Source organism: Pseudomonas rosaeacicularis, assembly GCF_057128745.1.
Genome location: NZ_JBSKHT010000003.1, coordinates 41,935 through 54,247, shown reverse-complemented (window position 1 = coordinate 54,247; position 12,313 = coordinate 41,935). Strand labels below are relative to the sequence as shown.

Genomic DNA, 12,313 nt, shown 5'->3' with positions numbered 1-12,313 from the left:
AGGGACTTCCCCATGAAGAAAACGCTTACCGCTTACATCGCCACGCTGCTGGCATTCCTGGTCCTGGATGGTTTATGGCTTGGCGTCCTGATGGGCCCGACCTATCGGGCCTGGCTGGGCGGGCTGATGCTGCCGGTGCCGGTAATCGCCCCCGCGGTGCTGTTCTATCTGCTGTACGGGGCAGGGATCGTTTTTTTCGGCGTGCTGCCGGGTTTGCGCCATCATCGGATCGGCCGAGCAGCGGGGCATAGCGCAATGCTGGGACTCATGGCTTACGGCACGTACGATTTGACCAACTGGGCCACGCTGCAAGGTTGGCCCGCGCAGTTGTCACTGGTGGATTGGGCGTGGGGGACATTTGCATCGGGCGTGGCTGGCGCGGTCGGGTATCTCGCGGCGCGGCGTTTTGGTTGATTCAGCGACGTTCTGTAGGAGCTGACGAGCAACGCGAGGCTGCGAGGCGGTGTGTCAGGAAGTCATCTTCAGCTGTACCACCGCATCGCAACCTCGCTCCGCTCGTAAATCGCGGGACGTAGGCGGATACGTGATTATCCAAGTGCTGTTTTTACTTCTGCAAAAACGCCGCAAAGCTCACATTTGCCCCATTGGGCCGCGCATCACGCAACCAGGCATCCCTGTCGGCGCTCAATTCCAGACTGACCGTGGATTTGCGCTTGCCTTCGTTGCGTACCACCAGACCTTCCATGTGCTCGCGCATGAACGCAGTGGTCACTTTCAGGTGCAGCAACTCATCGGTGCTCGGGGTGTGCAGCAGCAGGTGCAGCCATTCGTATTGCCCAACTTGCAGGCGCGTTACCGGCAGGTCGAACCACCAGATATTCCGGTTGGTGTTCAGCACCGCGAAATGGGTGTTGTTGGTGCCGAGAACGGCGCCACCCAAGTCCTTATTCCTGCGTGCGATGGCCTGCGTCTTGTCAAGTTTCATGATGTTCCTGTGGATATGCGTTTCAGTCGCGCATTCTCAGGCGTTGCCCGACAAACATAAAGTCAAAATTGCCGCGCGATTGAAAAGCTTCGGTTTTTCGTCCGGCAATCGTTGTGCACGCCGTTTGGAAAAATAATTGAAACCTTCGCAAACGGCCATGAGTCAATCATTACGTCGAGGTTATGACACCTGATTCTTACCCAGGAGACATCTCATGAGCAGCACTGGCGATAAAATTAAAGGCATGGCTAACGAAGCAGTCGGCAACGTCAAACAAGGCGTTGGTAAAGCTACTGACAACGACGAACTGCGTGCAAAAGGCAAAGCCCAGGAAATCAAAGGCGAAACCCAGCAAAAAGTTGGCGAAGCCAAAGACGCTGTGAAAAAAGGCGTCGACAAGGTCTGACGGCCCGCGCACGCAGGCCTGACGAGCGTGCGCAAACATCTTAAAACGCGATAACGGCTGTCCTCGGACGGCCGTTATGCTGTGTGGCCACTGCACGCCTGAAACCTTGGGTTATAAAGAGCGTCCAGCTTTACGGCTCGCAACACCGCGTTAGTTAGGGTAAAAAGCCCGCCCGCGCGGCTGGCAACGGAAGTTCACAGCGTTTGCCCGCTCGTATGAATAAGTGTGCTTAGCGACGTTGCGAAAGGAGACGCCATGATTTTCCCGGATTTGCGCCAATTACCCTTCTCCAAGGTAATGGTCAGGACGGTCAAAGAATTTCTCGATGACGAGATGTCGACCTATGCGTCGGCCCTTGCCTATCAGATGTTGTTTTCGTTGTTCCCGTTCTTGCTGTTCCTCATCGCCCTGATCGGCTTCCTGCATTTGCCGGACTTCTTCTCCTGGTTGCGGCTGCAGTCTGAATTCGTCCTTCCGCCCCAGGCGCTGGAGCAGGTCAACCCCGTCATCGACCAACTTCAGCAGTCCAAGGGCGGACTGTTGTCGATTGGTATTGTGATTGCACTGTGGACCGCTTCGGCCGGTGTTCGCCTGCTCATGAGCGCGATGAACGCCGCCTACGATGTGGTCGAGGCGCGTCCGGTCTGGAAGCGGATTCCGCTGTCGGTCCTCTACACCATTGGTATCGCCGGCATGATGCTGGCTGCTGCGGCGCTGATGGTCACGGGCCCTCAGGTCATGAGCTGGCTGGCAGCCCAGATTGGTCTTGAAGACTTCATCGTTACGCTGTGGACCATCCTTCGCTGGCCGTTGATCATTCTGCTGCTGATGGTGGCCGTAGCGCTGATGTACTACGTCATGCCCGACGTCGAGCAGAAATTTCGCTTCATCACCCCGGGCTCGGTGCTCGCCGTGTTGGTGTGGATCGTAGGTTCCTTGGGATTTGCCTACTACGTCAAAACGTTCGCCGACTACAACGCCATGTATGGCAGCATCGGCGCGATCATTGTGCTGCTGTTGTACTTCTACATCTCGGCTGCGGTGCTGTTGCTCGGAGCGGAAATGAATGCGGTCATTGAGCACATGTCTGCGGAGGGCAAGGACAAAGGCGAGAAGGTCGAAGGCGACGGCGGTGTCGAGTCGACGCACAAGCAGCACGTGTCCGGACTGGGCCGCGACCACAGTCACGATCACGACCCAGAGCTGCAACCTGCGCTCAAAGTAGATAAATCCTGACACCGTTTATGGCAGGATGTGTCCGCGCGCGCTGTTCTCAGGCAGCGCGGCGCATCCCGTTCACTAGCAAGGGCCACTATGATTCATGAAATTCTGAAGATGGGCGATGAGCGCCTGCTGCGCATCGCGCCGCCGGTGCCTGAGTCGATGTTCGGCTCCCCGGAGTTGAAAACCCTGATTGCCGACATGTTCGAAACCATGGAAAGCGTTGGCGGCGTGGGGCTGGCTGCACCGCAGATTGGTGTCGATCTGCAATTGGTGATCTTCGGATTTGAACGCAGCGAGCGTTATCCCGAAGCAGAGGCTGTCCCTCAGACCATCTTGCTCAATCCGCTAATTACACCGTTGGAACAAACCCTCGAAGAAGGTTGGGAAGGGTGCCTTTCGGTCCCCGGACTGCGGGGCGTGGTTGATCGCTTCGAACACATTCGCTACGAGGGCTTCGACCCCGACGGCAAGCGCATTCAGCGCGTCGCCCACGGCTTCCATGCGCGGGTGGTACAACACGAGTGCGATCACCTGATCGGTCGGCTGTACCCCTCGCGCATCACCGATTTCAGCCGCTTCGGTTACATCGACGTGCTGTTTCCGGGCATGGACCCCAACGCCGACGAATGAGTCGGCATTTTACTTGGCCGGTTTTATGAAGCGCAGGGTCATCCGGTCAGATTCGCCGATGGCCTGATATTTCGCGTGATCTTTATCCCCCAGGACATAAGACGGCGGCAGCGTCCAGACGCCGTCCGGATAATCCTTGGTGTCCTTGGGGTTGGCGTTGATTTCGCTTTCGCCCACTAGCTTGAACCCAGCATCCGTTGCCAGTTTGATCACGTACTCGGTCGGCAGATAACCGTTGTTTTCATTCTGTGCCGCGGTCGTTCCGGCCTTGGCGCGGTGATCGACAATGCCCAGCGTGCCGCCCGGTTTCAGCACTTCATAGAAGCTCTTGAACGTCGCGACTTCGGTCTTGGCGTCGGTCCAGTTGTGCACGTTGCGAAAGGTCAGCACTGCGTCGGCCGAGGCAGGTTTGCCCAGATCAGGCTGCTTGGGGTTGTACTCAATGACCTGCGCCTTGCTGTAGTGCTCGGGGTCTGCGGCGAATTTCTGCTTGAGATTATCCACGGCGCGTTTGGCGTAATCGCTGGTGTCGGGCGCGACAACAGCGGCGATGTACTGGCCTTTGTCCTTGAGCAACGGGGCGAGGACTTCGCTGTACCAGCCGTTACCCGGCGTGATCTCGATCAACGTCTGGTCATCGCGCAGGCCGAAGAACTGCAGGGTCTGTTCCGGATGACGGTATTGATCGCGAGCGCTGTTTGCCGGCAGTCGCCAGTCTCCGGCCAGCACTTTGGCAAATTGCTCATGGCTGATATTGGAAGGCTGCGGTGTGTCGGCAGCCATGACAAGCGTCGATCCGAACAACGCGGCAAGAGAGCATGCGATAAGCGTCTTTTTCATGGGCGTCCCGTTGGTCTGGAGAAGGGTGATGGCCGAGGCTAGCACGCGGGTTTGCGCTTGGGATCATGCATTTGGTTGGGCCGGGTGTGCAATAAGGATCTAAGCACCTTGGGCCGGATGTTTCTTGTCGGTATGCGTGCTGTTCTATTCACGGCGCATCTTTATTCACGGCACATTGCGATCAGCGCTTTAGTCCTGGCGTAACGTGCGAAGCGCCCTGCGAGCACTTCAGGCAGGTCCGATACCGCTTCAAATTTCAAGCGTGCGTAAAAGTCGCTCAGGTCGGGGTGGCAGAACAACCAGACTTTGCCACCAGCCTTTGCCACCGCCGCATCGATCAGACGCGCCGCGATGCCTTGGCCTCGTCGATCGGGTGCGACAAACAAACCCGTTAGCCAATACCCGCCGCCTACCGGCGTGATGCACAGCGCGGCGATGACCTCTGGGTCCTTGACCACCCACGCCACAGCCTCACCCTTGCCGCGCATGGGCGATTGGTGAGCGCGGTAGAACTTTTCCAAAAGCGGGCGGGAAATCTCGGGCAATACGCAAATCTGCATGGGAAACGTCGAGGTACAGGCGGCTTTGGGGCTTTCGTTCTACCGCCATAACCAATAGGTCTACAAGATTTTCCTGCGTTGATGCACATACCGGTATCAGCCCCGATGCAGGAATTAGCGATGCCCAACTACCTCGACGACCGCCAGCGTGAAGACGTTCAGCGTCTGCGCGCAAGCTTTACCGGCCGCACGGAGTGGCCGACCTGGATGTTGCTCGCGGGGGTGTATGGCGCATGGTTCGGCTTGCTGCTGCTCAGCCCGCGACTGGGAATCTGGCCGACAACACTGCTGATGATCCCGTTGCTGGTGCTGTGGATGTCGGTGCAACACGAAATGCTGCACGGCCATCCGACCCGGTTGTTGTGGCTGAACAAAGTGCTGGGCTACGCGCCGTTTGCCGTGTGGTACCCCTACACGCTGTACCGAGACACCCATCTTGAGCATCACCGCGACGAAGATTTGACCGTGCCGGGCCTTGATCCCGAGAGCCGTTACCTGAGTCAGTCGGGCTGGGCGCGCACTCAAGGCATTGTGCGACTGCTGCGCTGGCTCGATAAAACCTTGCCGGGGCGCGTGCTGTTTGGTGCTCCGCTGGCGTTGAGCAGTCTGTTGATCGGGGAATCGAAACGTTTGCTGCGCGGCGAACGCCAGGCCTGGCTGATGTGGGCCACCCATGGCGCGTTCGCGGTACTGATGTTCTGGTTCATCGCCCGTTACAGCGCGCTGTCGCCGCTGCATTATGTATTGCTGATCGCTTTGCCGGCCCTGGCCGTGTCAATGGTGCGGTCCTATTACGAGCATCGGCCCAGCGAACATCCCGAGCAGCGCACGGTGATCAACGAAGCCTCGTGGCCCTGGAGCTGGCTGTTCCTGAATTTGAATCTGCATCTGGTGCATCACGATTTGCCGGGGCTGTCGTGGTACCACATGCCGACCGTGTATCACGCACGGCGGGAACAATGGCTGGCACGCAGCGGGTTTTTTCTGGTGCAGGGATATGGTGAACTCTTTCGGCTGCACAGCCTCAATCCTATTGACAGCCCGCAGCATCCCTACGTCTGATCCGGAATTTCCTCATGCCCCAAGGTTTCGCCGAACTGCTGATGTACGTCGCGCCGCAGCGAGTACGCGAGGCGCAGGAACGCTGGCTGACGCGCACCTTAGAGCTTTTGGCGATAACTCGCGTGACCGACGAGGCCTCGGACCTCAAGGCGCTCTGGCTTTCTCCGGAACTGATACTGGCGCAAACCTGCGGCTATCCGCTGATGACCCAACTGCGTGGCCGCGTCCAAATCATCGGGCGCCCGGTGTATCAATTGCCCCATAGCGCCGAGGGCAGCCATTGCAGCCTGCTGATGGCGCGCGAGGATGATCCGCGGCATGAGCTGATCGACTTTCGGGGCAGTCACGGGCTTATCAACAGCGAAGATTCCAATTCAGGCATGAATTTGTTCCGCCACACGCTGGCGCCGTTGCAAGTGCAGGGTCGATTCTTCGGACAGGTGTCGGTCACCGGTGGCCATCGCGACAGTCTGCGTTGGTTGAAAGAAGGACGGGGCGATCTGGCAGCGATCGATAGCGTGACCTACGACTATCTGGCGCGGGACAGCAGCGATGAAGTGGCTGGTTTGAGGATTGTTACCCAGACTGCGCTGAGTCCTTGTTTGCCCTATATCACCCGGCTCGGCGTCAATAGCGAATCGATTCGTACGGCGATGAACAAAGCGTTGGGAGAATTACCCGACGTCGCCCAAGTGCTGGCAATCAGCGAAGTCATCACTGCCAGCGAAGACGACTACCAGGTGCTGCTCGATTATCAGCAACATGCCATCGATTTCGGATACCCCACTGTCCGGTAATCGCCGGCTCTCTGTAGGAGCGAACTTGTTCGCGAGGCGGTGCGTCATGGTGAACGCGATAAATCTTCTCGCCAACAAGTTGGCTCCTACAGATCACGGAGATATATTCGAACTTGGAATATCGATCGCACATCCAGCTATTTTTAATGCATAAAAGCCCTTGTTACGATACCCATCACCGGTTCGCCGGCGAGAATAAAAACCATCGCTCAAGGACGCCCCATGCCTGCCGCCGAACTCACCCATCGCGAACTCATCAGCAGTCTGTTCGCCAGCCATTACCTCTGGCTGTGTGAGCGCCTGCGGCGGCATCTGGATTCCCCCGCGTGCGCCGAAGACATCGCTTCCGAGGCGTTCATCCAGTTGCTGGAGTCACCCAACGTGGTGCCGATTCGCCAGCCCCGCGCGTTGCTTACCACGATCACCCAGCGCTTGCTTTACCAACGCTGGCGGCGGCGCGACCTTGAGCGCGACTATTTCGATGAACTGAGCGTGATTGACGACGGTCACAATCCGTCACCCGAGCATTTGGCCCAGACCATCGAAACCCTGAACCGTATCGATCGGCGCTTGAATCGCCTGCCGGCCAAGGTCAAGGCGACGTTTTTGCTGTCCCGGGACAACGGCCTCACCTATCCGCAAATCGCTGTCCGACTGGGTATTTCCCAGCGCTCGGTCAGCGTTTACATGGACCAGGCCCAGACGTGCTGCAAGCGTGCCTGCCTGGAATGACGCGTCTGCTGTGCTACAAACAATTGAGCCTTCTGACCCTTTGAACCCCGAGAAACGACCATGACATCAATCAGAAAATTGTTGGGCGGCTCGCTGCTGGCGTTGGCAGTGCTGACGCAATCGGTCCACGCGGCGGATAAAACCGCGCCCATCCTGTTCGGCGACATCACCTGGGAAAGCGGGAGCCTGATCACTGAAATCCTGCGCACCATCGTCGAAAAGGGCTACGGCTATCCGACTGACAAACTGCCTGGCAGCACAGTGAGCCTGGAAGCAGCGCTGGCGAAGAACGACATTCAGGTCATCGGTGAAGAGTGGGCAGGACGTAGCCCGGCGTGGGTTAAGGCCGAGTCGGAAGGCAAGGTTTATGGTCTGGGCAATATCGTCAAAGGCGCGACCGAAGGCTGGTATGTGCCGGAGTTCGTGATCAAGGGCGACGCCGCGCGGGGGATCAAGCCGCTTGCGCCTGATTTGAAATCGGTAGCAGATTTGCCCAAATACAAAGACGTGTTCAAGGACCCGGAATCTCCGGGCCAGGGTCGCTTTCTCAACAGCCCGTCTGGCTGGACCTCAGAAATCGTCAACACGCAAAAGCTCAAAGCCTACAAACTGACTGATAGTTATGTGAACTTCCGCACCGGTTCCGGCGCTGCGCTGGACGCCGAAGTCAGCTCATCGGTGCGTCGCGGACAGCCGGTGTTGTTTTACTACTGGTCGCCGACGCCGCTGCTGGGTCGCTTCAAGTTGATCAAGCTGGAAGAGCCACCGTTCAACGAAGCGGCCTGGAAAACGCTGTCCGATGCCAGCAACCCGAACCCGATCGGCAGCGCTTCACTGGCTGCGCACTTGGCGATTGGCGTGTCTGAGCCTTTCCACAAGCAGTATCCGGAACTGGTGTCGTTCTTCGAAAAGGTTGATCTGCCAATCGATCAGTTGAACAAAACCCTGGGCGAGATGAGCGAGAAGCGCGAACAGCCGGACGCGGTTGCCAAAAGCTTCCTGAAAGATCACCCGGAAATCTGGACCGCATGGGTCCCGGCGGATGTGGCGAAGAAGGTGACGGCGGGGTTGTAACTACCCCCTCTGTAGGAGCGAACTTGTTCGCGAGGCGGCGTAACTGTCACACCGCATAAAGGCCACTCGCCAACAAGTTGGCTCCTACAGAGAGGCGGTGTGTCTGGCACCGCGCACAGACTGCTCGCCAACAAGTTGGCTCCTACAGAGAGGCGGCGTGCACCGCACCGCGCACAGACTGCTCGCCAACAAGTTGGCTCCTACACAGAGGCGTTGTTCGCTACCCGCCCAATCCCCACTGGCAACGTCGCTTCCCCTGCGCCATGATCAAGCCTTGTCAATTCGACTGACGCCGAGGCGACATCATGAGCATTCACCATTCTGCGTTGCGCACTGATCGCCTGATCCTGCGTGAACTGACCAGCGACGACACCCCAGACCTGGCGCGCATCCTCGGGGATGCCGAAGTCATGCGCCATTCCGTGCGCGGGGTCATGTCCGAGAAGTCCACGGGCGAATTCATCGAGTGGTGCCGACATTCCTACCGCGAACACGGTTTCGGTCCGATGGCCGTCGTCGATAAATCCACCTCAACCTTGGCCGGCTTCTGCGGTCTCAATGCTGAACGCGTGGATGGCGCCGACGAAATCGAGATCGGTTATCGCCTGGCAACTGCATGGTGGGGCAGGGGGATCGGCACCGAGGCCGCCCGCGCCACACTGACCCATGCGTTTGGCCGGCTTGGCATCGATTCGTTGATCGCCATCGTCGAGCCGACTAACGTGGCGTCGGTCAAAGTCATTCAGAAATTGGGGTTCAGCGGCTTCATTCACAGCCAATACCACCGACGTGGTGTGCGGATATACCGGATGACCGAGCCGCAGTGGTCATCCGCCCGAGTGCCGCGTATATGACTTTGTTGCGCGATGGCGTCTGACTCGATGGCGATCCATGGCTCAGCTGCTAGCGTCATCAGCGCAGCGAGTGAGTTGAACCCACGATAAAAATGGCCGGGGAGAGGACATGGGGTATCGCAGATCAACTGCGCTGACGGTAATGAACGTAGTGGTGAGTGCGTTGTTTTGCCTGATGCTGAACACGCCACGCAACGCGTTGGCCGATGTGACCGCGCCAGCAACCGTGCCGTTGACTGCGCCGGATCAGGCGCTGGTTTTCGTGCAGGACCATCATTTGGGCGAGAGCCTGGGCTGGCTGGGTTATCAGGTCGCCTCGCGCACTGTCACCTTCGCCACCATCGTCGAAGCCGTCGGCCGCACGCAGGCGCAGACGCTGGTGCAGGACGAGCTTCAAAACCTTCAGCCGCAATACCAGCCTGAATGGGATCGCAATCTCGCGGCGGCCTACTCGCAGTCCTTCACGCCTGAAGAATTGCAGCAGCTCAACGTCGGCGAGCCAGCGCAACCGCTGGCCAATAAATTTCGCGCCAAGCAGCGCGACGTCGGCATGGACATGAAGGGCCGCTCCAGCGAGCTGCTCAAGGTCTACGTCTCCACCGCGCTAGACAGTGCGCTAAAAAAAGCCAAACCTTGACGCCCCATTGCTGCAGATCAGCAGAAGGCGGACGATTTTTTTTGATGTGACGGGGGAGTGAACACCATGGATCCATTCATGCAGGCGGCCATCGACGAGGCGCAAAAAGGACTGGATGAGGGCGGCATTCCGATCGGCTCGGTGATCGTTCACGACGGGAAGATTATCGGTCGCGGGCACAACCGTCGGGTGCAGGAAGGCAGTGCGATCAAGCACGGCGAAATGGATGCGTTCGAGAACGCCGGACGCCAACCCGCCAAGGTTTATAAGGAAGCGACGCTGTACACCACCTTGTCGCCCTGTGCGATGTGCAGCGGCGCAATCCTGCTGTACGGCATTCGCAAGATCATCGTGGGTGAAAACCAGACGTTCATGGGCGAAGAAGAACTGCTGCGCTCACGGGGCGTGCAAGTGGACGTGGTGCACGACGCCACCTGCGTGGCGCTGATGACCCAATTCATCGCCGACAAGCCTGAATTGTGGAATGAGGATATTGGGGAGTGAAGATCTGCGATCTGTAGGAGCGAATTTATTCGCGAGGGAATGTCCAGACGATGGAGATGCCTGGAAGTACCGACGTGCTCGCGAATAAATTCGCTCCTACAGCGTTTGTTGCTAGGGGAGCTTCAGTTCAACTGCAATGTCGAGTTGAACTGGCTGATGGCATTGACCACATGCCGCGCGCCCTGTTGAATCTCCAGAATCACTTCCCCGGCCTCATTGGCCAATTCAACGCCCGTGCCGGTTCGGCTCAGGCTCGATTGCATGCTCGACACCGCACTTTTGGCCAGCTCATTGTTCTGCCGCACCACATCGACAATCTCGATGGTCGCCTTACTGGTCCTTGCTGCCAGCCCTCTGACCTCATCGGCAACTACCGCGAACCCACGTCCATGCTCGCCAGCCCTGGCTGCTTCAATGGCAGCATTCAGTGCCAGCAGGTTGGTCTGGTCGGCAATGCCACGAATGGTCTGCACGATGGTGGCGATGATTTCCGACTGTTTGTTCACCGCGTCAATGCTGCGGGCAGCCTCATTCAGATCGGTGGAGATCTGCTCGATCACGGCAACGGTCTGCTGCACGACACTGGACCCCTTCTGCGCGCAGGCGTCGGTGCGCACCGAGGTGTCGTGGGCGGTCGTCGCGGCCATGCGCTGCACGGTCACTTGCTCGGTGATATCACTGGCGAATTTCACGACTTTGTACAGACGGCCCTTGGCGTCAAATAGCGGGTTGTATGACGCTTCGAGGTAAATCGTCTGACCGTATTTGTTGACCCGCTCAAAGCGACGGGAATGGTATTCGCCGCGATTGAGCGATGCCCAAAACGCCTTATAAGCAGGTGAATCCACCTCGGCACGGGTGCAGAACATGCTGTGGTGCTGGCCAACCACTTCGTTGAGTGCGTACTGGGTGGTCTTTAAAAAGTTGTCGTTGGCGGTAATGACGCGTCCGTCCGGCGCGAACTCGATCACGGCCATCGAACGGCCGATCGCGTTGATCATGCTGTCGTGTTCGTGACTCTCGTGAAGCCGGGCCGAGACGTCAGAGGCGACTTTGATGACGCTGTTCACTTTGCCGTCGGCGTCAAATACTGGCATGTAACTGGCCTCCAGCCAGATCTCCCGGCCTGATTTGTCCAGGCGCATAACGGTGCCGCAAATCGCCTCGCCCCGGGCCAGATCGCGCCAGAGCTTGGGGTAGGCTTCGCTGTCGCAGTAAGACTTTTCGCAGAAAATCCGGTGGTGCTTGCCGACCAGTTCGTTGGGCTGATAACCCATGGCGTTGCAGAAATTCTCGTTGGCCTGAATGACGATGCCGTCAGGCGTGAATTCGATCATCGCCATACATCTGCTGATCGCAGCGAGCTTGGCCTGCGTGTGGCACAGGGCAGCTGAGGAAACTTGCAACTCGGCTTCAACGGCCTTGCGGTGAGAGTTAAACATCTGCACTCCGTGACTCGATAATTCGAATGCGGTCACAGTGACCGTCTTCCTTGATTGGCATACGTTTGCATCGACACAATGGGGCGGGACTTGAGTCATGGCGGTATGACATAAGTTTCGCAAGCGGGTCCGGCATTTATCGCCAAACCTGCGAAATAGACGTGTTTGGATTGAAAGGCGGGGGCAGCGAACCATCGTCTGATGACTATCGAAGCGACAAGCGGCAGCAGGGGACAAGGGTCAGCCTGACGATCCATATCGGCTCCAGCACGAAATTTTCGGAGAAATCACGCACGCAGTGCCATTCATTTGAATGGTGACCGTTCGCAGATCAGAGCATAGACAAAGAAAAATCGGATGCAATAGGGTGATGGCACTTTCGTATCTGGCGAATGCATCCATTGCACCGCGCCGCGTCTGCCGCCGGAATCAACTTAGATTTGTGGCGCAGCACGATGCCGCTTCTGCCCGGAGGACGCAGGAGTCCGGCTTGCCGACGATGGGGCGCGAAGCGGCGCTGAAACCAAGCACCTCGATTGCACCTGACACACCGCATGCGCAGGTTTTGTTGCCGCTGCGCGCCAAATCGCGAGCAAGCTGCGCTC

At 58.1% G+C, this 12,313-nt stretch carries 14 protein-coding genes and 2 pseudogenes; 11 read left to right on the top strand and 5 right to left on the bottom strand.

Going from position 1 to position 12,313, the window contains the following annotated elements; translation table 11 throughout:
* The first annotated feature begins 12 nt into the window (after positions 1–12).
* Positions 13–414, top strand: a complete 402-nt coding sequence (locus ACWKWM_RS04870; RefSeq protein ID WP_483845047.1) for a DUF2177 family protein — start codon at positions 13–15, stop codon at positions 412–414.
* A gap of 151 nt (positions 415–565) precedes the next feature.
* On the opposite strand, the gene ACWKWM_RS04865 is transcribed toward ACWKWM_RS04870, so the two are convergent.
* Entirely contained in the window at positions 566–946 is a 381-nt protein-coding gene (locus ACWKWM_RS04865) for a hypothetical protein (protein WP_483845046.1), read from the bottom strand.
* 214 nt (positions 947–1,160) lie between these two features.
* Here ACWKWM_RS04865 and ACWKWM_RS04860 point away from each other — a divergent pair, with 214 nt between their 5' ends.
* The 3 genes from ACWKWM_RS04860 (at position 1,161) to def (ending at position 3,206) form a co-directional block, all read left to right on the top strand.
* Positions 1,161–1,352 (top strand): CsbD family protein, encoded by a 192-nt coding sequence (locus tag ACWKWM_RS04860; protein ID WP_483845045.1) that lies wholly within the window; start codon positions 1,161–1,163, stop codon positions 1,350–1,352.
* A gap of 255 nt (positions 1,353–1,607) precedes the next feature.
* Positions 1,608–2,588 carry a YihY/virulence factor BrkB family protein gene (locus ACWKWM_RS04855; protein ID WP_483845044.1) on the top strand — a complete coding sequence of 327 codons (981 nt, stop codon included), beginning with the start codon at positions 1,608–1,610 and terminating at the stop codon, positions 2,586–2,588.
* 78 nt (positions 2,589–2,666) lie between these two features.
* Positions 2,667–3,206: a peptide deformylase gene (gene def / locus ACWKWM_RS04850; RefSeq protein WP_483845043.1), complete on the top strand. Its 540-nt coding sequence runs from the start codon at positions 2,667–2,669 to the stop codon at positions 3,204–3,206.
* A 9-nt stretch (positions 3,207–3,215) separates the two neighbouring features.
* Here def and ACWKWM_RS04845 read toward each other — a convergent pair whose 3' ends face one another.
* Together ACWKWM_RS04845 and ACWKWM_RS04840 are read right to left on the bottom strand one after the other, a co-directional pair.
* Entirely contained in the window at positions 3,216–4,046 is an 831-nt protein-coding gene (locus tag ACWKWM_RS04845) for a class I SAM-dependent methyltransferase (RefSeq protein ID WP_483845042.1), read from the bottom strand.
* A gap of 161 nt (positions 4,047–4,207) precedes the next feature.
* Complete coding sequence (locus ACWKWM_RS04840) at positions 4,208–4,606, bottom strand: GNAT family N-acetyltransferase (RefSeq protein ID WP_483845041.1); 399 nt, start codon at positions 4,604–4,606, stop codon at positions 4,208–4,210.
* Positions 4,607–4,726: 120 nt separating this feature from the next.
* Here ACWKWM_RS04840 and ACWKWM_RS04835 point away from each other — a divergent pair, with 120 nt between their 5' ends.
* From ACWKWM_RS04835 to ACWKWM_RS04805, 7 genes are all read left to right on the top strand, one after another.
* Complete coding sequence (locus tag ACWKWM_RS04835; protein ID WP_483845040.1) at positions 4,727–5,668, top strand: fatty acid desaturase; 942 nt, start codon at positions 4,727–4,729, stop codon at positions 5,666–5,668.
* A gap of 14 nt (positions 5,669–5,682) precedes the next feature.
* Positions 5,683–6,465 (top strand): phosphate/phosphite/phosphonate ABC transporter substrate-binding protein, encoded by a 783-nt coding sequence (locus ACWKWM_RS04830; protein WP_483845039.1) that lies wholly within the window; start codon positions 5,683–5,685, stop codon positions 6,463–6,465.
* A 222-nt stretch (positions 6,466–6,687) separates the two neighbouring features.
* Positions 6,688–7,197, top strand: a complete 510-nt coding sequence (locus tag ACWKWM_RS04825) for a sigma-70 family RNA polymerase sigma factor (RefSeq protein WP_483845038.1) — start codon at positions 6,688–6,690, stop codon at positions 7,195–7,197.
* A gap of 60 nt (positions 7,198–7,257) precedes the next feature.
* A complete protein-coding gene (locus ACWKWM_RS04820; protein ID WP_483845037.1) occupies positions 7,258–8,271 on the top strand; it encodes an ABC transporter substrate-binding protein in 1,014 nt (337 codons plus the stop codon).
* A 305-nt stretch (positions 8,272–8,576) separates the two neighbouring features.
* Positions 8,577–9,125, top strand: a complete 549-nt coding sequence (locus ACWKWM_RS04815) for a GNAT family N-acetyltransferase (protein ID WP_483845036.1) — start codon at positions 8,577–8,579, stop codon at positions 9,123–9,125.
* A 109-nt stretch (positions 9,126–9,234) separates the two neighbouring features.
* Positions 9,235–9,762, top strand: coding sequence for a hypothetical protein (locus ACWKWM_RS04810; protein ID WP_483845035.1), 528 nt, complete (start codon positions 9,235–9,237; stop codon positions 9,760–9,762).
* Positions 9,763–9,828: 66 nt separating this feature from the next.
* Positions 9,829–10,266, top strand: coding sequence for a nucleoside deaminase (locus tag ACWKWM_RS04805; RefSeq protein WP_483845034.1), 438 nt, complete (start codon positions 9,829–9,831; stop codon positions 10,264–10,266).
* 122 nt (positions 10,267–10,388) lie between these two features.
* On the opposite strand, the pseudogene ACWKWM_RS04800 reads toward ACWKWM_RS04805, so the two are convergent.
* Both ACWKWM_RS04800 and ACWKWM_RS04795 read right to left on the bottom strand, forming a co-directional pair.
* Positions 10,389–10,826 (bottom strand): annotated as a pseudogene (locus ACWKWM_RS04800) (methyl-accepting chemotaxis protein); the annotation flags it as partial.
* 99 nt (positions 10,827–10,925) lie between these two features.
* Positions 10,926–11,603: pseudogene (locus ACWKWM_RS04795) on the bottom strand (PAS domain-containing protein); the annotation flags it as partial.
* Positions 11,604–12,313: the final 710 nt, after the last annotated feature.